The sequence below is a fragment of the Rhodococcus sp. GXMU-t2271 genome (assembly GCF_041414735.1).
GTDB classification, from domain to species: Bacteria; Actinomycetota; Actinomycetes; order Mycobacteriales; family Mycobacteriaceae; genus Rhodococcus; species Rhodococcus indonesiensis.
Genome location: NZ_JAUIZP010000030.1, coordinates 1 through 23,698, shown reverse-complemented (window position 1 = coordinate 23,698; position 23,698 = coordinate 1). Strand labels below are relative to the sequence as shown.

Genomic DNA, 23,698 nt, shown 5'->3' with positions numbered 1-23,698 from the left:
CCGTCCGGAGGGAGTGGAGTCTTCGCGGCGTCGAACCCCTGCGGGGCCACGCCCTTGCACGCGGCGCCGGCCGGAAACAAATCGCGGGTTCTTCTCGGCCGTTCCCCGCGGCAGCGGATCGTGGCGCGCCCTGTGACCTCTGCCGGCGGTGGTAGCTGCCGGTGAGACGTCCGGCCCGTACGGATGCCGGTACGGGGGAGGGATGAAGTACGTCACACGGTCGGCCACCGGGCGAGGCATGTGGCTGGGCACCTTCTCCGTCGTTCCCACAGAACCCGGATCGCACCTGGTCGAGGAGTGCGCGGGGCGCGGGCGCTGCAACCGACTTCGAATCAGACGGAAACTCGAGATTCCTGGAACACCACATCTCCCACTCGGCGTGTTGAAAATCCGACGCTGACGGAAATCAATAAATTACCGAACTCTACTTTCCGTAAAACACCCAACCACCAGCACAAACAAGCACCGACCCACCCGTCAGGCGCCGAATGCACGCGAGATCGCTGCAGCGACGTCCCGGTGTCGACGGATGGGCAGGGCGAGTCCCCTCCCGGCCCGCGCAAGGTCGCGAGCGGTGAGCAGATCGTGCTCGCCGGAGATGTCGGCGAGCACGTCGAGCCGGGGGAGCCGGGCTGCCGCGGTCCTCGGATCGGGCCCGGCGTTGTGCACGCAATCCGACAGGAGCAGCACCCGTCCCTCGTCCGCAGGTACGTCCCGGAGCTGACCTCGTGCCACCTCGAGCGCGAAGCCGACGTTGGTGAGGCCCTTGCTCGGGATCCGGAGCAGCAGGTCCACGAGCCCGGCGGGGGAGACCGGCTCCCCGAGGGCACTGAGGACAGCGGCTTCGGACCAGAAGGCCACCACGGCCAGATCGTCGTGTCCGAACTCGCCGGCCATGGCACCGACCGCGGCCGCGGCGGTGCGGATGCGCTCGCCGCGCATCGAGCCGGAGATGTCGACGACGAGCACCACCTTCCGGCGATCGCGGATCCGATCCCGCATCACCAGATCCGTGGACCGCGCGAACGGATCTTCGGCGAGAATCTCGACAGTGCGGTCGAGGTCGAGTTCCTCGGCACCGTCCCGATACGGCAGGCTCTGCAGCCTGCCGAGGCCCCTCCGCGGCGCACGACGACGTCGTGGGCGCGGCACGGACAGCCGCGCAGCGATCTCGCGTGCCCGGCGTCGGACCTCGGCGTCCGCGACCGGACCGGAGGCATCGAGATCGGCCAGGTGCAGTACCTCGGCCGGCTCGTCGGTCTGCCCGGGACCCGCGCCGGCTCCCGATCCGGGGGTACGCCCGGCGCGATGCGGGCCACCCACCATCACCAGACCCTGGCCGCCACCGCGGTGCTCGTACAGGGCCGGGTCGAGGGACAGCTGCTTCGGCCTGCGCCGGAACGGCTTTCCCCGGCCGGTGGAGTGGCGCTGAGCACGATGGTGCACGGGGCTCTCGGCGGGGACGGACCTTCAACCGGGGGCGGCGGCAGCAGGACGGAGAAGGAAGTGGTCCTGCCAGATCTCCCGCAGCACCGCTTCGGGAGTGGTTTCGGAGACCTCGTCGACCGCGATCCGTCCGGACAGCGCCACCAGCAGCGCGTCGAGCACAGCGTCGGTGTAGTCCGACGGAAGATCCCGCGGTGGGTCGGTCGAGTCCGGTAGATCGTCGGAAACCCCGCGCATATCGAACAGCTGCATGGCGACCAGGGTCAGGTCGATCGCGCCGCGGACGCTGGACCCACCCCTCAGATCGGGGTGCTCCCGCGTCGCACGGGTGAGGGCTACCGCATCGTCGACGAGCCGTGCCGACCCGCATCCGGTCCGTCGGACGACGATCTCGTGTTCGGCTCGCGTGTCCTGATAACTCACCGACAGCCGGCAGAACCGGTCGTGCACACTCATCGACAACCGGACGGTACCGATGTTGTCGAACGGGTTCATCGAGGCCACCACGCGGAACGCCGGATCGGCTGTCACCGTGCCCACCCGCGGCACTGTGATCCGCCGTTCCGCCATCGCGGTCAGCAGGCTGTTGAGTGTGTCCTCGGGCGATCGGTTGAACTCCTCGAGGTAGAGCACGCCACCGTCGCGCATCGCCGCGACCAGCGGTCCGGGCACGAAGTTGTCCTCGTGGTAGCCCTCGGACAGCACCCGTGCCGGATCGTGATACCCGACCAGGCGCGCCGGCGTCAGATCGGCGTTCCCCTCGACGAACATCAGCGGACTGCCGAGCTCGGCGGTGATGGCCCCGAGCAGAGTGGACTTGCTGGTCCCCGGCGGCCCCTCGAGGAGTACGTCGCGCCCTGCCCCGATCGCGGCGAGCAGAAGATCGGCCTCGCGGACGCGTCCCACCACTCGCTCTGCGACTCCCCGCCGGACCTCTGCCATCGATCGGATGGTGCGCTGCATGCTCACGTCCTCGTGTGCCCCTGAATCTGTTCGTTTCGTCGAACAACTATGCACCGGCAGGGGGCGCCGGACGGAGCGATTCGGTAATCCATGCGCAGAATCGCAGTTCCCACCGCCTAATGTCGGTGCCATGACTGTCCGGCACCCCCTGGACCCGAGCGAGGCCGGGTCGGCACTCGCCGCGTTCGAGCCCCGTTTTCTGCCCCTGGACGGCCGGCGTCACGCCGCGGTGGTCGTCGCCGTACTCGACGACGGCCACGGGAAGCCGGTCGTGCCGCTCACTCGCCGACCGACGCGCCTGCGATCTCATCCCGGTCAGTTCGCACTGCCGGGCGGACGCCTCGACGACGGGGAGACCCCCGACGTGGCCGCGCTGCGCGAACTGCACGAGGAACTCGGACTGCGCGCCGATCCCGGCGGCATCCTCGGCCGCCTGGACGACTACATCACCCGCTCGGGCTACGTCATCTCGCCCTACGTCGTCTGGGTGGATGCGGCGATCGGCGATCTCGTTCCCAACCCGGACGAGGTCGCCGCACTCTATGCCGTCACCGAGTCCGAACTCGACAGTGAACCCCGGTTCGTCACCATTCCGGAATCGGACAAGCCGGTGATCCAGTGGCCGTTCCGGGGTCATCTCGTCCACGCACCTACCGCTGCGGTGGTGTACCAGTTCCGCGAAGTCGTGCTCCATCGCCGAAGCACCCGTATCGACGACCTGGAACAGCCCGTGTTCGCGTGGAGGTGACCGGTCGCACGGGCAACGGCGGCAAGGGGTGTGCAAGGCTGTCGGGACCTACTCCACGAACGACAGGACCGACGATGAACGACGCGACGACGACCGGTGCGCCGGCTCGATCCGACCGCATCGTCACCGTCCCCAACGTGCTGAGTGTCGTCCGCCTGGCCGGAATCCCGATCTTCCTCTACCTGGTCCTCGTTCTGCATGCCGACGGGTGGGCGCTCGCGGTTCTGATGCTCAGCGGGATCACCGACTGGGCCGACGGCAAGCTCGCACGGCTGCTCGACCAGGCGTCGCGACTCGGGGCGGTGCTCGATCCGCTCGTCGACCGCCTCTACATCGTCACGACACTCCTCGCGCTGGTGGCCCGTGGCATCGTGCCGTGGTGGATCGCCGTGCTCCTGATCGGCCGGGAGCTGGTTCTCGCCCCGACCCTCGCCGTCTATCGACGCCGTGGTCTGCCGCCACCGGAGGTGTTGTACCTGGGCAAGGGCGCCACGTTCCTGCTCATGTTCGCGTTGCCCCTCCTCCTGGCCGCGCAGGCGCTTCCCGCCGCTGCCGGCGTCCTCGAACCCGCCGGGTGGGCCGCCCTCCTCTGGGGCACTGCCCTCTACACGTGGACGGGCGCGCTCTACCTGCTGCAGGCGGTGCAGACGGCTCGAGCGGTGCCCGTGTCGGGAGGGCCGGCCACCGGATGAACCGCAACTGGGAGCAGATCCGTCGCAACCCCGTCCCGTCGCTGCTGAAAGCTCTGCTCGAGGACCATCTCGATCCCGGGTACGCGGGTGCGGCGCGCGACCGCGCCGCCGGCCACACCCGCCCGACCCGGATCGGGATCGGGGTGTGGCTGGTCCTCGGTGGTCTGCTCGCCGGACTCGTCCTCGGGGTAGCGTACGCCCAGAACATCGAGCGCAAATCCGGGACGGATCAGGCGCGCGACGAAATCCTCGCGACCGTCCGCGCGACCGAGGACCGCAACGACGTACTCGCGGCGGCCCGCGACGACTTGTCCACCGAGGTGGAACAGCGCCGTATCGCGGTGCTCGCCGACGACGAGCAGGGGACGGCGGTGCTCGACCGCCTCGCCCGCGCAGAGGACGACGCTGCGTCGACGCCTGTGCACGGGCCGGGGATCACGGTGACTCTCGCCGATCCGGCTTCGCGGCCCGACCTGACGGACTCGGCGGAGAAGGACCGCGGCCGCAGCTCCTCGGTGATCCTCGACCGCGATCTGCAGTCGGTCGTCAACGCGCTCTGGCACAGTGGCGCCGAGGCCGTCTCGATCAACGGGGTCCGGATCGGCCCGGGTGTCACGGTCCGGCAGGCCGGGGGAGCGATGCTCGTGGACAACCGGCCGGTCTTCTCCCCGTACACGGTCGCCGCCGTCGGGTCCCCTGCGGAGCTGCAGACCGGGTTCGTGGTCAGCGACGCGTACCTGCGCATGTCGGGGGTGCAGCAGCTCTACGGAGTAGGTTTCACCATCGCGGATGCGGCAGACCTGGCGCTGCCGGCCGCCACGGTGCGCGACGTCGCATCGGCACAGGAAACGGGAGAGCGGTGAGACGGTGGTGACCAAACGCGGATACGCCCTGTACGCGGTGCTGGCCCTCGGTGTGGGCATCGTGGTGGGTGTGATCGTCAGTCCCCAGGTTCCCGACGTGGTCCAGCCTTACCTGCCCATCGCGGTCGTCGCGGCGCTCGACGCGGTCTTCGGCGGCCTGCGCGCGTATCTGGACGAGATCTTCGACGCCAAGGTGTTCGTCGTCTCCTTCGTCTTCAACGTACTGGTCGCCGCACTGATCGTCTGGCTCGGTGACCAGCTCGGGGTGGGCACCCAGCTGTCCACGGCGATCGTCGTGGTTCTCGGTATCCGGATCTTCGGGAACGCATCCGCTCTGCGCCGCAGGCTGTTCGGGGCGTAGCAGGATGGGCGAGGGCAAGCACGAACGGCACGAGGGGGCCGAGACCGGCACAGCGCGCCGATCGCGGATCGTCTTCTCCGCTCTGGCGGTACTGCTTATGGTCCTGCTCGGGGTGGGGATCGCCACTCAGGTCAGGAACACCGGTTCGGGTGATGCGCTCGACTCCGCCCGGCCCGCCGACCTGCTGGCGGTACTCGACAACCTCAACCGGCGTGAGGCGGAGCTGCGCCAGGAGATCACCACCCTCGAGCAGACGCTGGCCAGTCTGCAACGCAACGGCTCCGAGGCCGCGCTCGCGGAGGCGCAGCAGCGCCTGTCGGCGTTGCAGATCCAGGTGGGTACCGCCCCGGCCACCGGTCCGGGCGTGATCTTGACCATCGCCGACCCTCGACGAGGAGTGGGCCCGGAGGTTCTTCTCGACACGATCCAGGAGCTGCGCGCCGCAGGAGCGGAAGCCGTGCAGGTCGCCGGAACCGGTGGCGCTGCCGTGCGTGTCGGCGTGGACTCCTGGGTGGGCGGAACCGCCGGTGCGCTGGTCGTCGACGATCGGCCGCTCGCGGCGCCCTACGTCGTCGCTGCGATCGGGGACCCGCCCACACTGGCGGCGGCGCTGAACATCCCCGGTGGTGTGGTCGACACGGTGGCACGTGCCGGCGGGACGGTACAGATCGAACAGTCGCCGCAGGTCGAGGTGCCCGCCTTGCGGGAGATCGAGCCGCGACAATACTCTCAGCCCGGTAACTGAACCCGGCGTTCCACGCGAATGTCGCTGCCCGAAAGGACCTGTCGTGAGTGAGTTCCGAACACCCGCCGATCTGCGTTACACGGCGGAGCACGAGTGGGTTCGCCGAACCGGCGACGTGACCGCACGCCTCGGCATCACCGACTACGCCCAGTCGCAGCTCGGCGACGTCGTCTTCGTGCAGCTGCCCGAGGCCGGTGCGGAGCTCACCGCGGGGCAGTCCTTCGGCGAGGTGGAATCGACCAAGAGCGTGTCGGACGTGTTCGCTCCGCTCACGGCGAAAGTCGTTGGCGTGAACTCGGATCTGGACGGCAATCCCGAACTCGTCAACGGGGATCCGTACGAGGCCGGCTGGCTGGTGGACGTCGAGGTCGCCAGCAAGGACGAGCTGGACGCCGCTCTGGCGGACACGCTCGACGCCGACGGATACCGCGCGATCACGCAGAACTGACCCCGCATCCGGCCGGGGCCGCGTCTGCCTGCACGAAGGACGTTGTGCAGGGTACGGTCATCGGTAGGCGTGTGCCGGGTCGGGGCGCGGGTCCGTACCGGAAGTGATCGTGGCTGAACGAAACTGCGGCCCCGGGGGAGCGATCCCGAAGGGCCGAACGGATAAGGAGATACGGTGAGCGAGAACGGCAACGCGGGCTACGAGGAAACCCCTGCGGAAACCACTTCGGTGTTTCGTGCCGACTTCCTGAACGAACTCGATACCACCGGCACGGGCGCGGGGACGACCGAAGCGCCGGTTTCGGGGGTCGAGGGGCTTCCCACAGGATCGGCGCTGCTCGTCGTCAAGCGTGGCCCGAACGCCGGGTCGCGTTTCCTGCTCGATCAGCCGACGACGTCGGCGGGGCGCCACCCGGACAGCGACATCTTCCTCGACGACGTGACGGTCAGCCGTCGGCACGCCGAGTTCCGTCAGGACGAGGGCGAGTTCCAGGTCGTCGACGTGGGAAGCCTGAACGGGACCTACGTCAACCGCGAGCCGGTGGACTCGGCCGTTCTCGCGAACGGCGACGAGGTGCAGATCGGAAAGTTCCGGCTGGTGTTCCTCACCGGCCCGCGGGGTTCGCAGGGCACGGGTAGCTGATGACCGCTGCCCGCCAGCCGTCACCGGGGGGTATGTCGATCGGCTCCGTGCTCGATCGGCTCCGGCCCGAGTTTCCGGACGTGACGATCTCGAAGATCCGCTTCCTCGAATCCGAGGGGTTGATCAGTCCGGAACGCACCCCGTCGGGTTATCGCCGTTTCTCGATCGCGGACTGTGAGCGTCTGCGGTACGTACTGACCGCGCAACGGGACCAGTACCTGCCCTTGAAGGTGATCAAGGAACAGCTCGAGGCGATCGACCGCGGTGTCGCGACGGTGGGCTCGGTGGAGGGTCGCCCGAAGCGGCTCCGGACCCTGGCCGTGGCCCCGGGTCAGGTGTCGCCGGAGGATCTGCGCGCGGACCGGGAGGTGCGGATCAGCCGGGAGGACCTGTGCGGGCAGGCGGGCATAGAGACGTCCTTCCTCACGGAGCTGATCCGCGCCGGGCTCATCGTGCCCGGCGCGGCCGGCTTCTTCGACGAGGATGCGGTGCTGCTGGCGCGCACGGCCAAAGCCATGTCCGAGTTCGGTCTCGAGGTTCGGCACCTGCGTGCTTTCAAGCTCGCGGCCGACCGGGAGGCGGGCCTGGTGGCGCAGATCGCGGGTCCGGTCGCGAAGGGCCGGGACGTCGGTGCGCGTGCTCGGGCCGAGGAAATGGTGCGGGAACTGGCAGCGCTGTCGTTGACGATGCACACCTGCCTCGTCAAGGCCGCCGTCCGGGGCGCTCTGGATCGGTGAACGGCGGGCGTCGACCTCGACGGCGGCGCGTTTGGCACTAGAATTCAGGGGGATATCGGCGGACGGTTCGCCACCGTCGCACAGCAGGGATGGGAGGCGGCTCGATGAGCGAGATGCGAGTAGTGGGGATCCGGATCGAGCAACCGCAGAATCAGCCTGTCCTGCTGCTGCGCGAAGTCGACGGAGATCGGTACCTGCCGATCTGGATCGGCCAGATGGAAGCCACGGCGATCGCACTGGAACAGCAGGGCGTCGAGCCGGCCCGGCCGTTGACGCACGACCTGATCAAGAATCTGGTCGATGCCTTCGGCCGTACCCTCGAAGAGGTCCGGATCGTAGACCTCAAGGAGGGGACGTTCTACGCCGACCTCGTCTTCGACGGCGGTCTGCGCGTGTCGTCCCGCCCCTCCGATGCCGTCGCTGTAGCCTTGCGCATCGGCGCGCCGGTCTTCGTGGAGGAACCGGTGCTCGCGGAAGCGGGCCTCGTCATGCCGGATGAGCGGGAGGACGAGGTCGAGAAGTTCAAGGAATTTCTCGAATCCGTCTCCCCCGACGACTTCAAGGCGACGGACGGCTGATCGTCGGACGTCGCCGAGGTTCTGTCGCGACTTCCGGCCGACGGCCGGAGCGCACACTGCGAGTGAGATGCGGAACCGGAAGATCGTCGTCCGGTCGGCGTGTTGCTGCCCAACTTTTCGTACGGGGCGTACGCTGAGTGAATCGCTACGGATCGACTCGGTGGGTCAGCGAGCGCTCGACGATCGGATGGGGGTGGGGATCCGCCCGTCGTTCGTTCCAGGGCAACGCCTGTGCACGCGAGAGGGAGTCACAACAGTGGGAGATCGGCCGCAGGGACAGCAGCTCAGCTTCGACGCCGTCGACCGCGATGCCCCGTCACGGGCAGCTCTCGACGCCGACGAAATGCAGCCGGGCCTGTTCCCGGACGATTCGGTGCCCGACGAGCTCGTCGGCTACCGCGTGCCCATCGCCTGCCAGATCGCCGGCATCACCTACCGTCAGCTCGACTACTGGGCGCGGACCAACCTGGTCGTTCCGTCCATCCGGGGCGCGGCGGGCTCGGGCAGTCAACGGCTCTACTCGTTCAAGGACATCCTGGTCCTGAAGATCGTCAAGCGCCTGCTCGACACGGGTATCTCGCTGCAGAACATCAGGGTGGCGGTCGACCACCTCCGCGAACGCGGGGTGCGGGACCTGGCGAAGATCACCTTGTTTTCCGACGGCACGACCGTGTACGAGTGCACCTCACCGGAAGAGGTGGTCGATTTACTGCAGGGCGGGCAGGGAGTGTTCGGCATCGCGGTGAGCGGCGCCATGCGGGAGCTGACCGGCAGCATCGCCGACTTCCCGGCTGAGCGGGCGGACGGTGGCAACGTGGAACAGCGACCCGAGGACGAGCTGGCCTCCCGCCGCCGCGAACGCGTCAATCGGCGGATCGGGTAGACGCTCGTCACACGAAACATCCGCGGCCTCGGTGCTGCCAGTCGTTCCGGTGCCCTAGAATCGGGGGTGCGTCGCCGCCGTGCGGGAGAGTTCCGGACCTGTTCCGGGCGCCGAAGGAGCAGCACCTCCCCGTCAATCTCTCAGGCATCGAGGACCGTACGGGCACCGACGTCTCTGGAAAGCGGTGGGAGCACCCACCCGCCCACGGGGAAAGGGCCGGTTCGTTCCGGTACCGAATCTCTCAGGCGCTCGCTCGACGAGCTCGCGACAGAGGGGGAGGACACGCACCGTGCGACCCTTGCCCGGATGCGGACCTCCGACCTCAGGGAGTCGCGATGACCGATGCTGCCACGTACACCTTCGCCGACCGCCACGTCGGCCCCGACGCGGCGGGCTTGCGCCGCATTCTCGACGTCGTCGGCGTCGAATCCCTCGACGAACTGGCCACGAAGGCGGTGCCCGCCGGCATCCTCGACGCCCGGACCGACGGGGTCGCGGACGGGCTCGAGTCGCTCGACGCGCCGATGTCGGAACACGAGGTGCTCGAGGCCCTGCAGGAACTCGCCGGGCGGAACACCGTGGCGACGTCGATGATCGGTCAGGGGTACTACGGCACGCTGACGCCGCCGGTCCTGCTCCGCAACATCATCGAGAATCCCGCCTGGTATACGGCATACACCCCGTACCAGCCGGAGATCAGCCAAGGGCGCCTCGAAGCCCTCCTCAACTTCCAGACCATGGTCTCGGACCTGACCGGCATGGAGGTCGCCAACTCGTCGATGCTGGACGAGGCGACCGCCGCTGCGGAGGCGATGACGCTGCTCGCCCGCGCGAACCGCAAGTGCCGGAGCACGCGCGTCGTCGTGGACACCGACCTGTTCGCTCAGACCGCGGCGGTCCTCGCGACCCGGGCGGAACCCCTGGGAATCGAGATCGTCACCGCGAATCTCGTCGACGACGGTCTGCCCGAGGGAGAATTCTTCGGGGTGATCCTGCAGATCCCGGGTGCCTCCGGCCGGGTGTTCGACGCAAGTCCCCTGGTCGAGGCGGCACACGAGCGTGGCGCCCTCGTCGCGGTGGGGGCGGACCTGCTGGCCCTGACCCTGCTCACCCCGCCCGGCGAACAGGGCGCGGACGTATGCTTCGGCACCACCCAACGCTTCGGCGTGCCCATGGGATTCGGCGGGCCGCATGCGGGTTACCTCGCGGTGCACGCCGCCCATGCCCGCAACCTGCCGGGCCGGCTCGTCGGCGTCTCGGTCGACGCCGATGGGGCGCCGGCGTACCGGCTGGCGCTGCAGACGCGTGAGCAGCACATCCGCCGCGAGAAGGCGACCAGCAACATCTGCACCGCGCAGGTGCTCCTCGCGGTCCTTGCCGCAATGTACGCGTCGTACCACGGCGCCGAGGGTCTGGCCAGGATCGCGACCCGCGTGGCGGGCCAGGCCGCCCGGCTCGCGGCGTCGCTGCGAGCCGCCGGCCTCGAGGTCGTGCACGACCACTTCTTCGACACCGTTCTGGTCCGCGTTCGCGGCCGCGCCGACGCGGTGGTCGCGGCGGCGCTCGAGGCGGGCATCAACGTCCGGCGGGTCGACGGGGACCAGGTGGGGATCTCGTGCGACGAGGCGACCCGCGACGCCGATGTGGCTGCAGTTCTCGCCGCGTTCGGGGCGGAGGACACCGCGGCGGAAGCCGCTCCCGCCCTTCCCCGGCACCTCGCGCGCACGAGCGTGTACCTGCAGCACGAGGCGTTCACCCGGTACCGTACCGAGACCGCGATGATGCGGTACCTGCGCCGCCTGTCCGACATGGACCTCGCCCTGGACCGCACCATGATCCCGCTGGGTTCGTGCACGATGAAGCTCAATGCCGCCACGGAGATGGAGGCGATCACCTGGCCCGGGTTCTCGGCGCTCCATCCGTTCGCCCCGGCGGATCAGACGGCGGGCATCCGCCGACTCATCGCGGACCTGGAAGGATGGCTTGCCGCGGTGACCGGGTACGACGCGGTGAGCCTGCAGCCGAACGCCGGTAGCCAGGGCGAGTACGCCGGGCTTCTGGCGATCCGCCACTACCACCTGAGCCGGGGCGACGAGCATCGCGACACCTGCCTGATCCCGTCGAGCGCCCACGGCACCAACGCCGCCTCCGCCGTCATGGCCGGCATGCGGGTGGAGGTCGTGGCGTGCCGTTCGAACGGTGACGTGGACCTCGACGATCTGCGCGCGAAGATCGCCGATCACGCCGAACGCCTCGCCGCGATCATGATCACGTACCCGTCGACCCACGGTGTCTACGAGCACGAGATCGCCGACATCTGCGGCGCCGTGCACGACGCCGGTGGCCAGGTGTACATCGACGGCGCCAACCTGAACGCTCTCGTCGGTCTGGCACGACCCGGCAAGTTCGGCGGCGACGTGAGCCATCTGAACCTGCACAAGACCTTCTGCATCCCGCACGGCGGCGGTGGTCCCGGGGTGGGGCCGATCGGCGTGCGCGCACACCTGGTGCCGTTCCTGCCCGGACACCCGGCGGAGCCGGGCCTCGGTGGGGGCGGGCCGGTGTCGGCGGCGCCGTTCGGATCTGCATCCATCCTCCCGATCACGTGGGCGTACATCAAGCTGATGGGGGCGCAGGGCCTGCGGCGGGCTTCGCTGACCGCGATCGCGTCGGCGAACTACATCGCGCGCCGGCTCGACGAGTACTTTCCTGTCCTGTACACGGGTGAGAACGGCATGGTGGCGCACGAGTGCATCCTCGATCTGCGGCCGCTGACGAAGGACACGGGGGTCACCGTCGACGACGTCGCGAAGCGTCTGGCGGACTACGGCTTCCACGCGCCCACCATGAGCTTCCCCGTCGCGGGCACCCTCATGGTCGAGCCCACCGAGAGCGAGGACCTGTCCGAGCTGGACGCGTTCATCGACGCGATGATTGCCATCCGCGCCGAGATCGACCGGGTCGGGGCAGGGGAGTGGCCGGTGGTCGACAACCCGCTGCGCGGGGCGCCGCACACCGCCCAGTGCCTGGTGGGGGAATGGACCCACCCCTACAGCCGCGAAACCGCGGTGTACCCGCTGGGGCAGAAGCGCGCGAAGGTGTGGCCTGCGGTGCGGCGCATCGACGGGGTGTACGGGGATCGGAACCTCGTGTGTTCGTGCCCGCCGTTGGAGGCCTACAGCAGCTGACCGAGCCCTCGGGGGTGAGTCGATCCGGCAGCTCACCCCCGAAAACTCGTGAACAATATTCCGCACAATACGGAAACAGATAAATATCAGAATAAACCCGCACCACAGCACGTCAAGTCACCCAAAAAATCCTCAGACGAGAGACGCGTTCAGTTGCAGAATCGCCACTTCCGGAGGCGTGGCAATGCGTACCGGCGGCCCCCAGGCGCCGGTCCCGCGGGAGGTGTAGACGAGCGTGTCTCCGAACCGGTCGAGACCGGTCACCGTCGGTTGCTGCAGGGGTACGACGTATCCGAGCGGCCACATCTGTCCGCCGTGCGTGTGCCCGGACAACTGCAGGTCGACGCCGTGGTCACGCGCCTCGAACACGTGCCGGGGCTGGTGGGCGGCCAGGAGAACGAAGCGTTCGGGATCGCGGTCCTGCAGTGCCGCGGTCAGATTCGCTTCGTTCGGGGCAGGCGCCGAATAGTCGTGGATGCCGGCGAGGTCGATCGCATCACCCCCGCGTTCGAGGGTGACTCGTTCGTTGCGAAGGGTGCGTACCCCGAGGGTTTCCCAGAAATCCAGCCAGGACATCGCGTCGTCGGCGTAGTACTCGTGGTTGCCGCTGACGCCGTAGACCCCGAGTGGGGCCCGCAGGTCGGCGAGGGGCGCCAGGTCGGGCCCGACGAGGGCGATGGTGCCGTCGGTGAGGTCTCCGCCCAGCACGATCAGGTCCGGCTGCTGTGCGTTGACGAGATCCACTGTGCGACGGGTGAACTCGCGGCCGCGGGACGGGCCGACGTGCAGGTCGGTGACGAGAGCGACGCGCAGTCCCTCGAATCCGGTCGGGAGCCGGCGCAGAGGGATCCGGGTGTGCACGATCCGGGGCCGTGCCGCCTCGACGGTCCCGTAGCCGACGGCGGCGACCGCCCCGACGGCCAGCGCACCCGTCGCGATCTGCAGAGCTCGTCGCCTGGAAGGATCCGGCGGAGGGACGTCGTCGCGCCGGAACCGGCGTACCGTGCGTGCAGCGAGGCAGACGATCCCGATCAGGAGCGTCCCGAGAACCAGGTACAGCACGACGCCGAGCCACGTCCAGCCGAGGAATCCGAACGGGCGGGCCCAGCGCGGATCCAGTGATGTGCCGCTCTGCGCACCGATCAGTGCGACGACGAGGAGGACACCGAGTGCGGTGTTCGCGGCGATCGCCGCGCGGCCGCGCAGGCCGGGGGCGCGGACGAGACGGCGGTGGAGCCAGAAGGTGATGAGGGCGAGGAACGTCCCCGCGACGAGTAGTCGGATCACGGTGTCAGGACATCAACTTTCGGACGGCGGCGGCGAGTTCGGGCCCGTCGGTCGTGGCGACGGAGACGAGTGCGCCGCCGGTGCGGTCGGCGAGGGTCTGCAGGGTATTGCGGTCGGTGTCGTCGCCGAGGGCCACGACGTCGATCCGGACGGGCCGGCCGGGGTCGCCGGCGGCGGTGACGAGGTCGAGGATGCGCTGGCGTGTGGTGCCGTCGTCGTTGGCGCTGTCGGTGATCAGGAGGACGGAGTTGGGCCGGCCGGGTGTGAAGTTGCGGACGGCGTCGACGTAGGCGGCGGCCAAGGACTGGTAGACGGCGGAGCCGTCGGCGGTGCGGGTGCCGCTCAGGGCGGTGGTCAGAGCGGTGCGCTGGTCCGCGGTGAGCGCGCCGCGCTCCACCGTGGAGCGGTACGGGGTGGTGCCGTCGAGGTTGTCGGCGAAGATCCACAGGGCGAGGCTCGAGGCGTCCGGCGACCGGTCCACGTGCTGGTCGAGGGCGGCGGCGAGGTGAGCGAGACGGGTGTCGTCGCCCTCGACGGTGTCCATGGACGTGGAGGTGTCGAGAAGGATCGTGGTGGTGCGGGGCGCCACCGGTGCGCGCCGGTGGTCCAGGAGGATGTCGGCGACGGCCGGGTCGGCGCGGTTCAGGGTCTGGGCAATGCGGGGGAAGGGAACCGCGTCGCTACGGGGGGCGGGCTGACCGTCGACCCGGAACCCGGCGTCGGCCAGGGCGCGGGCGGCGTCGGGTTCGCGCAGGTAGCCGGCCAGTGCGGCGGCCGCGCGGGCGAGTGTCTCGTCGACCCATGGGGCGTCGATCACGGCGGCGGGGAAGTCTGCGGTGGGGGTGGGGCCGGCGGGTACGAACTCGGCGAGGCCGGGGGCCCCGCCGGACGTGACCGCTGTGTGCAGCTGTTGCTCGGTGATCGGTACGGCGTGCACGGTGCCGTCCGCGCCGGGCGCGTCGGCGAGGGTGTCCAGGGCTGCGGCGGTGGTCGGTCCGGCGCCGAGGGTGTCGGCGCCGAGTGCGAGGGCACCGACCGCGGAGGTGGCTGCCGGGGAAGCGGCTTGTTCGACGGTCAGGGGGCCGGGTCCGGCGTCGGTGACCGCCGCGGCGACGGCCTCGAGGGCGGGTGTGGTGGCGTCCGTGTCGGGACCGGTGGGCAGGGCGAGGCGGAGACCGTTCCAGCCGTCGAGGCCCAGACCGGCGAGGACGCTGCCGTCGGACTGGAGGGAGGGCAGTTGACGCCAGCCGGTGCCTGCGGCGTCGAGGGCACGCCCGAGTTCGGCGGGGACGGCCAGCACGATGGGGGAGGTGGCGAGGGAGCGGGACTGCCCGTCGAGGGCCCGTGCCGCGCGCGCGGTGGCGTCGCTGCTGAAAGGGACCCAGAGGGCGGGCGGGGGGCCGAGGGCGGGGTCCCAGCGGGGATCGGCCGGTGGGGCGTCCTCGGCGGTGAGAGCGGTGGTGGCCGGGGCGGTGGCGACGGCGGTGACGCGTACGTCGATGCAGTGGTCGCGGACGACGGGGCGGGTGTCGGTGACCCAGCGGGCGGCGAGGGTGGTCAGTGTGGGGGCGACGGCGGGATCTGCGGCGACGTCGAGGAGCGCGTCGCCCTCGACGCAGGTCTGCGCGGCTTCGGTCGCCTGCTCGTCGATGCGTTCGCGCAGGCGGAACCAGCCGACGACGGCGAGGACGAGGACGAGTGCCACGGCGACGGCAATGATCGGGCCCTTGCTCACGCCTCTGGCGCGGCCCGTTCCGCGATGTCGACCCACGTGTTTCCTGCCTGTCGTCGTGTCTGCCCCCGCCGTTCCCGGAGTCTAGTGATCGGCTGTGAGACAGCACGGCCCCCGATCCACTGTGGATCGGGGGCCGTGGCTGGGGGTCAGGCTCGGCGGCCGTGGGCGGCCTTGAACTCGAGGCGGCGCCGGTGCAGGATCGGCTCGGTGTAGCCGCTGGGCTGCGCGGTGCCTTCGAGGATCAGTTCCTTGGCTGCCTGGAAGGCGATGCTGGAGTCGAAGTCCGGGGCCATCGGCAGGTAGGTCGGGTCGCCGGCGTTCTGCCGGTCGACGACCGGTGCCATGCGCTGCAGGGCGGTCACGACGTCGTCGGCGGTGACGATGCCGTGGTGGATCCAGTTGGCGAGCAGCTGGCTGGAGATGCGCAGGGTGGCGCGGTCCTCCATGAGGGCGATGTCGTGGATGTCGGGCACCTTCGAGCAGCCGACGCCCTGGGAGATCCACCGCACGACGTAGCCGAGGATGGACTGGCAGTTGTTGTCGAGTTCCTCGCGCTTCTCCTCGTCGGTCCAGTCGGTGGACGGGGCGAGCGGGATGGTGAGGATGTCGTCGACGGTGGCGCGACGCTTGCCTTTCAGCTCGTCCTGCACGCCGAACACGTCGACCTGGTGGTAGTGGGTGGCGTGCAGGGTCGCTCCGGTGGGCGAGGGCACCCAGGCGGTGTTGGCGCCGGCGCGGGGCTGGCCGATCTTCTGTTCGAGCATGTCTGCCATGAGGTCGGTCATCGCCCACATGCCCTTGCCGATCTGGGCCTTGCCCTGCAGCCCGCACGCGAGCCCGGTGTCGACGTTCCAGTCCTCGTAGGCAAGAATCCACTGCTGCTTCTTCATCTCGGCCTTGCGGACCATGGCGCCGGCCTCCATGGAGGTGTGGATCTCGTCGCCGGTGCGGTCGAGGAAGCCGGTGTTGATGAACACCACGCGCTCGCTGGCCTCCTTGATGCAGGCCTTCAGGTTGACGGTGGTGCGGCGTTCCTCGTCCATGATGCCGACCTTGAGGGTGTTGGCCGGCAGGCCCAGGACCTCTTCGACCCGGCCGAACAGTTCGGTGGTGAACGCGACCTCTTCGGGGCCGTGCTGTTTGGGCTTGACGATGTAGATCGAGCCGGTGCGGGAGTTGATCAGCGGGCCGGTCGCGTCGCCGACGGACAGGCCGTGCACGGCGGCGAGGCTGGTGATCAGCGCGTCGAGGATGCCCTCGGGGACCTCGTTGCCGTCGGCGTCGAGCACGGCCGGGTTGGTCATCAAATGCCCGACGTTGCGGACGAACAGCAGCGACCGTCCGTGCAGGGTGAGTTCGGAGCCGTCGGGGGCGGTGTAGACGCGATCGGCCTCGAGGGCGCGGGTGAAGGTCTTGCCGCCCTTGGCGATCTCCTCGGCGAGGTCGCCGCGGTTGAGTCCGAGCCAGTTGCGGTAGCCGACGACCTTGTCCTCGGCGTCGACGGCGGCGACCGAGTCTTCGAAGTCCATGATGGTGGTGACCGCGGATTCGAGGACGACGTCCTTGACGCCGGCGGCGTCGGTGCTGCCGATCGGGGAGTCCGGGTCGATCAGGATCTCGACGTGCAGGCCGTGGTTGCGCAGCAGCACCGCGGTGGGGGCGGTCTGGTCGCCGAGGTAGCCGGCGAACTTCTCCGGCTGGGCCAGGGTGGTGGTCGTGCCGTCGGCGAGTTCGATCTTCAGCTCGGCGCCGTCGACGAAGTACCGGGTCGAGTCGGTGTGCGATCCGGTGGCGAGGGCGGCGGCGGTGTCGAGGAAGTCCCGGGCCCAGGCGATGACCTTGTCGCCGCGGACCTTGTTGTAGCCGGTGCCCTTCTCCGCGCCGCCTTCTTCGGAGATGGCATCGGTGCCGTAGAGGGCGTCGTAGAGCGAGCCCCAGCGGGCGTTGGAGGCGTTGAGGGCGAAGCGGGCGTTGAGCACCGGCACCACCAGCTGCGGGCCGGCGGTGGTGGCGATCTCGGTGTCGACGCCCGAGGTGGTGACCTGGAAGTCGGCGGGCTCGGGCACGAGGTAGCCGATGTCCTCGAGGAACGCCTTGTAGGCGGCGGCGTCGTGCGCCTGGCCCTTGCGGTCGCGGTGCCAGGTGTCGATCTGTGTCTGCAGTTCGTCCCGCTTGGCGAGCAGGGCGCGGTTGCGGGGGGCGAGATCGTGGATCACCTTGTCCGCGCCGGCCCAGAACGCGGCCGCGTCCACCCCGGTGCCGGGGATCGCCTCGTCGACGACGAAGTCGTAGAGCACCTTGGCGACCTGGAGTCCACCGACTTGCACGCGTTCAGTCATTACCTGCCTCACTCTTTCCGGGACCTGTGCGCTCGCGTCGGCGGTGCCGACGGGCAGCACGACGAACAGCACTCACGTTACCCGCCGGTAGTTTCGGTCGGTTCGACCCGCCGCCGGCGGTACATCGATTCAGCAGCTCCTCTCCAGGGCCGCGGCGCGATGGTGAGCGCCGACTGCTTCCGGGCGCACTGTGCGCGCCCGGAAGCAGTCTCGATCGTGATCGGCGAGTAGCCGTAATCGCTCAGATCATACGGGGTGGTCCGGGAACCCGGCCCGCCCGGCCCGCCCGGGCGGGCCGGGCGAGCCGGGGGCTCATGCCGCTTGCCGGGCGTCGTCGAGCAGTCCGGCGAGGTTGGCGAGGGCGGGGCGGACGTGAGTGGCGAATCGTCTCGTCGCTTCCCGGACGAGGGGCTGGTCGGCGCGGTGCCGGAGCCCCCGGGAGGTGTTGAGGCGGGAACGCTCGAGCCAGTCCGCCATGTCCGGTTCCTTCGACCATGCGTACTCGGCGTTCGTCTCGACGAGGGTTCCGCGGATCCAGTCGAGAGGGACGTCCGGTAGCCGGTTCGGTGGGCAGAGCCGGTTCTTCTCGACCAGGTCCCGGCCGGTGGCCTCCACGAATCCGACGAGGGCGGCATTGAACGGGATGAGCCCGGTACGGACAGGCTGCAAGGTGATACGGCCCTGCTGGAAGATCGGGACGGCCGGGGCCGGGTTCAAGCCCGGGGCGGCGCAGTGGACGTGCAGGTGGCCGGGCCCGGTGCGGATCGTGCCGTGGTCGAGCACGATCGCGTCGTGTTCGATGTGTCGCACATGCCCGAGCCGGACGACGTCCTCGATGCGGCGGAGTTGCTCGAGTTCGGCGGTGCTGACGGTCGGGCCCTTGTACATGGTGGGGATGGCGTGCTCGTCGACGCGCAGCAGCTGTTCGCTCGCCTCGAGCCGGGCGAACAGCTCGGCCGGCGTCCTCGCCCGGGCGGCGGCTTCCATCTGCCGGGCCAGACCCTCGATCAAGTCGTCGACCAGTTCCCCACCCTGGGCGAACCGTCGGTTGCGCAGCCACGCCTCCCGGGGTTTGATCCACTGGATCGCATCCGGGGGCAGGCCGAGTTGCAGCAGCCACAGGCACGCGTCCATCGCGGTCTTGCCCGCCCCGATGATCACGAACCGTTCGGGCGGTTCGTCGACGCGCGCGAGGGCGTCGACGGGGACGCAGCGGACGCCGGGGGCCACGTCGAACGGTGGTGTGAACGTTGCGGGTATCGCGGGCTCGAGGTATGTGGCGTCGACGAGAGCGGTGCGGACCTTCACCTCGTACCGGTCGGGGGAGATCCGGGAGACGAAGCGGTGGTCACCGACGTATTCGCTCATGGGGAAGTAACGCACCGCTCCGGATGTCAGCAGATTTCTGCGCATGACACGGTCGAAGTATGCACAGATCTCCGGTGCGCTCGCCTGTTCGTACATGCCGCGGTTCGGACCGGTACGGTCGATGACGTCCGTCCCGAGCTGCAGCGAGTTGACGCCGTAGTACGCGGACGGCTGGTGGAGCCGTACGAACGGGTAGGCCTCGTTCCAGTGCCCGCCCGGGGCGTGACGCCGGTCCACCATGACGACGTCCGCGTCGGAATCGGTGATCACTGCGTCCGCGAACGCCATGCCGGCCGCGCCGCAGCCGATCACCAGGTAGTCCGTTTCCAGCCTGTGCGTGGGCATGTCCGTTCCTCTCCGATCCGAGCAGGTGCGATTCCGGGCTACCGGTCGGACGCGGCGGGCCGGATGTTCTGGTTGATGTGGAAGACGTTGTCCGGGTCGTAGCGGCGCTTGATCCGGGTGAGCCGGTCGTAGTTGCCCCGGTAGGCGGCTTCGACCCGGTCCTGTCCCTCGCTCATCAGGAAATTGACGTAGGCGCCGCCGGCTGAGGTCGGGTGCAGCTGCTCCCAGTAGTCGCGAGCCCACCGGGTGATGAGGCCCGCGTTGGCGGGGTCGGGGTCGACGCCGACGATGACCCCCGCCCATCCGCCGCCCCGGTACGCGAAGGGAGTCGCGTCCTCGGGGACGCGGCTGGTGGCGCCGTCGATGGGATAGAGGTGCATGGTGGAGTGACCGGTCGGCAGCTGCTGCCCGTACCGGCAGTGCACGTCGATCGCGGCGTCGGTGATCTCGTCGAAGAAGTCCGCCCGCCAGTACCACTGCAGGCCGGGCGGGTAGAGGGCGTCGAACGCGCTCTGCAGGGCAGTGAAGGGCATCTCGTGCAGGCCGACCAGCAGCGGCGAGCCGTAGGTCCGGACGGGGTCGAGCACCTCGTCGGCCTTGGCGTGCGGTCCGGTGTAGCACCAGACGATGCCGCAGCACCTGCGGCCCCACAGGTCCTCGGGGAACGGGGCGGCGGGCGGGACGGTGAGCAGCGCGATCCAGCCGTTGAGTTCCTCCGGGAGCGCCGGCAGCAGTTCCCGGTACCAGCGCATGACGTCGGCGGTGTCGGCGAGGTCGTAGAGCACCGGGCCGCCGACGACAATGCCGGCTTCGCCGATGTCGTGGCAGCGGAAGGTGAAGGAGGTCACGATGCCGAAGTTCCCGCCGCCGCCGCGCAACGCCCAGAACAGGTCGCTGTGGGAGCTCTCGTCGGCTGTCACGAGCGTGCCGTCGGCGAGGACCACATCGGCGGACAGAAGGTTGTCGACGGTCAGCCCGAAGCGCCGGGAGAGGTACCCGATGCCGCCCCCGAGGGTCAGCCCACCCACACCTGTGGACGAGAGGAAGCCGGACGGGGTGGCCATGCCGAAGGCGACCGTGGCGTGGTCGACGTCGCCCCAGGTGCATCCGCCGTCGACTCGGACGGTGTGGTGTGCCGGATCGACTGTGGTACTGCACATCAGTGACAGGTCGACGACGAGCGCGTCGTCCCACACGCCGAGGCCGCCGGCGTTGTGCCCGCCGCCGCGCACGGCCAGGGTGAGCGCGTGGGCGCGGCCGAAGCGGACGCAGGAAACGACGTCGGCGGCGTCCCGGCAGCGTGCGATCGCCGCGGGGTGTTTGTCGATCATGCCGTTGTAGACGGCACGCGCCGTGTCGTAACGGGTGTCGTCGGGGGTGATCAGCTCGCCGCGCAGGGTCGCGGCCAGGTCGTCGTACGGCACAGCGCCGGCCGGTCGGGTCGAGATGGTGGTCACGGGAGTCCCTTTCGGGTCGGTCGCTCGCCGGTGCGGGCGTTGTACCGTCGACCCTAGGAAGAGGGCGTTCGCGCAGCGTTCGAGTGCGCGCAGCCGGTCACCGGGCCGGGGGAACGCCCGGGAGCGGCAGGTCGACGCCGTGCTCGGCGAGGTCCCGCGCGCAGCGCCGGAGCAGGGCGGCACTGCCGTGGGCGGCCGCGGTCCGGGCGGCGGCGCGCAGCCGCGTGATCGCGGCGTCGTGGTCGTCGTGCGCCGCGCGCATCCGCATCACCTCGGGCAGCCACCACAGGTCGTCGCGGGCCTGTCCGGCGACGATGGCGGCGTCGAGCGCGGCCCGGGCGGCGCCGGGATCTCCTTCCCGCACCGACAGGTCGGCGAGCAGCGAGAGCCAGTACGGCATCCGGGCGAACGAACCGGCCGATCGGAGCGTGTCGATGCCGCGCCGCGTCTGCGCGAGGCCGGCCTCGCCGCCGCGGGACCACCCGTCGAGAATCAGCGCCCATTCGCTGTAGTAGGCGAATCCGTACCGGGTGCACAGGTCGGTCAGTTCCGCGACGGCGGCGTCGAGGGCGGCGCGGTCTGCCCGCAGGTGGTGGGTGATGCCGCTGTAGGCCAGGGCGACGGCCAGGCTGTAGGGATGGTCGATCGTCCGGGCCAGCCGGACAGCCTCGGTGCAGCAGGTCAGGGCGGCGTCGGTGTGACCGAGCAGCCAGTGGGCGTGGGCCGCCCAGGCGCTGCCGTGCACGTCGGGCCGGGTGCCGACGGTCAACGAGGGAGCGCCCCGGGTCAGTGCGGCCGCACGGTCGAAGTGGTGGAGCGCCTCCTCGGGGCGGCCGAGTTCGACGGCCGAACCGGCGAATGCGAAGTGGGCCGATCCGCGCAGCGGGGAGCCGGGGTCGACGAGAGTCAGTGCGCGGGTCGCGACCTCGTGGGCGCCGGCGATGTTTCCCTGCACGAACCGCGACGACCAGAGGCCGACGAGGCCGGCCAGGAGGGAGTCCTTGCGGCCGAGGGATTCGGCCAGCCGGATCGAGCGCTCGAGGGTCTGCTGTAGTTCGGGGGAGGAGTAGCCGTATCCGGCGTTGAGCGGCGCCGCCATCGCTTCGCGGACGGCGAGTTCCTGCAGGGCGGCGCTGCGCCCCTCGAGTTGGGTGCGGGCAATGGCGAGTGCCTTCTTGTGCAGTCGGATCGCCTCGGTGTGGGCGAAGGTGCTCGAGGCGACATCGGCCGCGCGACGGTAGTAGGTCACTGCCCGGTCCGGTCGTCCCCCGCGGGCGTACTGCTCGGCGAGTTGCGCCGAGACGCTGTCGCTGTCGTCGGCGTGCAGCAGTTCGAGGCTCTGCGCGAGACGGCGGTGCAGCAGCCAGCGTTTGGGTGGGCTGATCCGGGCGTAGGCGGCGTCGCGGAGCAGGTCGTGGGAGAAGTCGTAGCCGTCGTGGAACTGTCGCAGGATTCTGCGTTGCCACAGCTCGTCGACGGCGCGCACCACGGCGTCGGCGTCGAGGTCGCTGGCCTCGGTGAGCAGGTCGAGGGTGAAGTCGCGGCCTACCGCCGCGGCGAGTCCGGCGACGTCCCGTGCGGCGGGGCTCACCTGCCCGATCCGGTCGTGCAGCACGTCGGCCAGGCTGCCGGCGGGGGCGAGGCCCGGTCCGCTGTGCATCGCTTCGACGATGTAGAGCGGGAAGCCACCGGTGGTCGCGTGCAGTAGTTCGGTGGCCTGCGGGTCGAGCGGGCGCCCCCCGAGTGCTTCGGCCAGGCGGGCGGTGCCGGAGGCCTCCAGGGGCCGTAGTGGCAGGTCGGTGAGCAGGCCGGCGGTCCGCATGCGGACCGCCCATTGCTCGAGGTCTCGGCTCTCGTCGGTGTCTTCGGTGCGGGCGGTCGCGGCCACCATCAGGGGTGCGTCGGGGGTCAGGGACAGGCAGAACGTCAGGAACGTCAGTGTCTCCGGGTCGCACCACTGGATGTTGTCGAGGGTGAGCAACACCGGGCGGCCGCCGCCGATCAGCGCCCGCGCCAGGCCTTCGAAGAATCGGAGGCGCTGCCAGGCGTCGACCATCGCCCGGAAGCCGGCGCCGGGGCCCGGGCGGGTCGTGCCGGACGGTACGAGCCTGTCGACTTCGGCGCGCCAGATCGGGTCGAGCGCGGCGAGCGCGGGCTGTACCGCGGGGGTACGGAGCCAGTCCGCTACGGGGGCGAGGGCGAGCCGTCCGGACGTTCCGAAGCACTGGGTGCCGGCCACCACCGCGGGTTGTGCGCGGGCTGTGGCGGCGAGTTCGGCGACCAGGCGGGTCTTGCCGACGCCGGCGCCGCCGGTGACGAGGACGAGGGTGGGGTGGCCGGCGGCCGCCGTGCGCCATGTCTCGTGCAGCCGGTGGAGTTCGCGGGTGCGTCCGACGAGTGCCGGGGCGGCGAGTTCGGGCCGCTTCGTCGCCGGTTCGGCGGTGGGGGCGGCGTGGGCGAGGAGGCGGTCGGCAAGTGTGCGCGTCGCCGGGTCCGGTGCTACCCCGAGTTCGCGTTCGAGGAGGGCTGCGCAGCGGTGATAGGTGCTCACCGCGCCGGCGCGGTCGCCGTGGTCGGCCTGCAGGTTCATCAGGGTGCGGTATCCGCTCTCTTCCAGGGGGCGGAGGTGGATCCGGCGGCGGACGGCGTCGATCGCCCCGGGGAGGTCGCCGGTGCGGGTCCGGATCCGGCACAGCAGATCGCACAGGTCGAGGCAGTGCCGTTCGAGATCCGAACGGGCTTCGAGGATCCAGTCGTCGTACATGCCGGGCAGCAGGGAGCCGCGGTATTCGGAGAGCGCCGTGGTGGCGTGCCGCAGCGCCGCGTCGTCGTCGCCGCTGGTCGCGGCTGCCCGGGCGGCGTGGTACTCGACG

19 protein-coding genes and 1 riboswitch are annotated in these 23,698 nt (G+C 70.0%); of the genes, 11 read left to right on the top strand and 8 right to left on the bottom strand.

Annotated features, from left to right (window positions below; genetic code table 11):
* Positions 1-477 precede the first annotated feature (477 nt).
* Both QYS60_RS12510 and QYS60_RS12505 read right to left on the bottom strand, forming a co-directional pair.
* Positions 478-1,446 carry a VWA domain-containing protein gene (locus QYS60_RS12510; RefSeq protein ID WP_371383316.1) on the bottom strand — a complete coding sequence of 323 codons (969 nt, stop codon included), beginning with the start codon at positions 1,444-1,446 and terminating at the stop codon, positions 478-480.
* A 24-nt stretch (positions 1,447-1,470) separates the two neighbouring features.
* Positions 1,471-2,409 carry a MoxR family ATPase gene (locus QYS60_RS12505; protein ID WP_289380658.1) on the bottom strand — a complete coding sequence of 313 codons (939 nt, stop codon included), beginning with the start codon at positions 2,407-2,409 and terminating at the stop codon, positions 1,471-1,473.
* A gap of 130 nt (positions 2,410-2,539) precedes the next feature.
* Between QYS60_RS12505 and QYS60_RS12500 the strand changes: the two genes are divergently transcribed.
* The 11 genes from QYS60_RS12500 (at position 2,540) to gcvP (ending at position 12,294) form a co-directional block, all read left to right on the top strand.
* Complete coding sequence (locus QYS60_RS12500; RefSeq protein ID WP_289380659.1) at positions 2,540-3,157, top strand: CoA pyrophosphatase; 618 nt, start codon at positions 2,540-2,542, stop codon at positions 3,155-3,157.
* 74 nt (positions 3,158-3,231) lie between these two features.
* Entirely contained in the window at positions 3,232-3,849 is a 618-nt protein-coding gene (locus QYS60_RS12495) for a CDP-alcohol phosphatidyltransferase family protein (RefSeq protein ID WP_003937279.1), read from the top strand.
* On the top strand, positions 3,846-4,712 hold the full coding sequence (locus QYS60_RS12490) for a DUF881 domain-containing protein (RefSeq protein ID WP_289380660.1): 867 nt from the start codon (positions 3,846-3,848) through the stop codon (positions 4,710-4,712). Before QYS60_RS12495 ends, QYS60_RS12490 begins: the two co-directional genes overlap by 4 nt.
* A 4-nt stretch (positions 4,713-4,716) precedes the next feature.
* On the top strand, positions 4,717-5,073 hold the full coding sequence (locus QYS60_RS12485; RefSeq protein ID WP_003937277.1) for a small basic family protein: 357 nt from the start codon (positions 4,717-4,719) through the stop codon (positions 5,071-5,073).
* Between the two features lie 4 nt (positions 5,074-5,077).
* Entirely contained in the window at positions 5,078-5,818 is a 741-nt protein-coding gene (locus tag QYS60_RS12480) for a DUF881 domain-containing protein (RefSeq protein ID WP_371383315.1), read from the top strand.
* A 43-nt stretch (positions 5,819-5,861) separates the two neighbouring features.
* Positions 5,862-6,266: a glycine cleavage system protein GcvH gene (gene gcvH, locus QYS60_RS12475; protein WP_371383314.1), complete on the top strand. Its 405-nt coding sequence runs from the start codon at positions 5,862-5,864 to the stop codon at positions 6,264-6,266.
* Between the two features lie 174 nt (positions 6,267-6,440).
* On the top strand, positions 6,441-6,908 hold the full coding sequence (gene garA / locus QYS60_RS12470; RefSeq protein ID WP_003937274.1) for a glycogen accumulation regulator GarA: 468 nt from the start codon (positions 6,441-6,443) through the stop codon (positions 6,906-6,908).
* Positions 6,908-7,645 (top strand): MerR family transcriptional regulator, encoded by a 738-nt coding sequence (locus QYS60_RS12465; protein WP_040782825.1) that lies wholly within the window; start codon positions 6,908-6,910, stop codon positions 7,643-7,645. Before garA ends, QYS60_RS12465 begins: the two co-directional genes overlap by 1 nt.
* 104 nt (positions 7,646-7,749) lie before the next feature.
* Positions 7,750-8,223 (top strand): bifunctional nuclease family protein, encoded by a 474-nt coding sequence (locus tag QYS60_RS12460; RefSeq protein ID WP_371383313.1) that lies wholly within the window; start codon positions 7,750-7,752, stop codon positions 8,221-8,223.
* A gap of 256 nt (positions 8,224-8,479) precedes the next feature.
* Positions 8,480-9,106 carry a MerR family transcriptional regulator gene (locus tag QYS60_RS12455; protein ID WP_003937271.1) on the top strand — a complete coding sequence of 209 codons (627 nt, stop codon included), beginning with the start codon at positions 8,480-8,482 and terminating at the stop codon, positions 9,104-9,106.
* Positions 9,107-9,178: 72 nt separating this feature from the next.
* Positions 9,179-9,273: riboswitch (glycine riboswitch) on the top strand.
* A 168-nt stretch (positions 9,274-9,441) separates the two neighbouring features.
* The gene (gene gcvP, locus QYS60_RS12450; protein ID WP_371383312.1) at positions 9,442-12,294 is read left to right on the top strand and encodes an aminomethyl-transferring glycine dehydrogenase; all 2,853 of its coding nucleotides are present in this window, start codon (positions 9,442-9,444) and stop codon (positions 12,292-12,294) included.
* A 132-nt stretch (positions 12,295-12,426) separates the two neighbouring features.
* Here gcvP and QYS60_RS12445 read toward each other — a convergent pair whose 3' ends face one another.
* The 6 genes from QYS60_RS12445 to QYS60_RS12420 form a co-directional block, all read right to left on the bottom strand.
* The gene (locus QYS60_RS12445) at positions 12,427-13,581 is read right to left on the bottom strand and encodes a metallophosphoesterase (RefSeq protein ID WP_289380663.1); all 1,155 of its coding nucleotides are present in this window, start codon (positions 13,579-13,581) and stop codon (positions 12,427-12,429) included.
* Between the two features lie 4 nt (positions 13,582-13,585).
* Positions 13,586-15,316 (bottom strand): substrate-binding domain-containing protein, encoded by a 1,731-nt coding sequence (locus QYS60_RS12440; protein ID WP_371383311.1) that lies wholly within the window; start codon positions 15,314-15,316, stop codon positions 13,586-13,588.
* Positions 15,317-15,462: 146 nt separating this feature from the next.
* Entirely contained in the window at positions 15,463-17,655 is a 2,193-nt protein-coding gene (locus QYS60_RS12435) for a malate synthase G (RefSeq protein ID WP_289382186.1), read from the bottom strand.
* A gap of 312 nt (positions 17,656-17,967) precedes the next feature.
* A complete protein-coding gene (locus tag QYS60_RS12430) occupies positions 17,968-19,368 on the bottom strand; it encodes a hypothetical protein (RefSeq protein ID WP_371383310.1) in 1,401 nt (466 codons plus the stop codon).
* A gap of 38 nt (positions 19,369-19,406) precedes the next feature.
* Positions 19,407-20,825, bottom strand: coding sequence for an FAD-binding oxidoreductase (locus QYS60_RS12425; protein WP_289382190.1), 1,419 nt, complete (start codon positions 20,823-20,825; stop codon positions 19,407-19,409).
* A 97-nt stretch (positions 20,826-20,922) separates the two neighbouring features.
* Positions 20,923-23,698: AAA family ATPase (locus QYS60_RS12420; RefSeq protein ID WP_371383309.1), on the bottom strand; the 2,776-nt coding region annotated here is incomplete at its 5' end.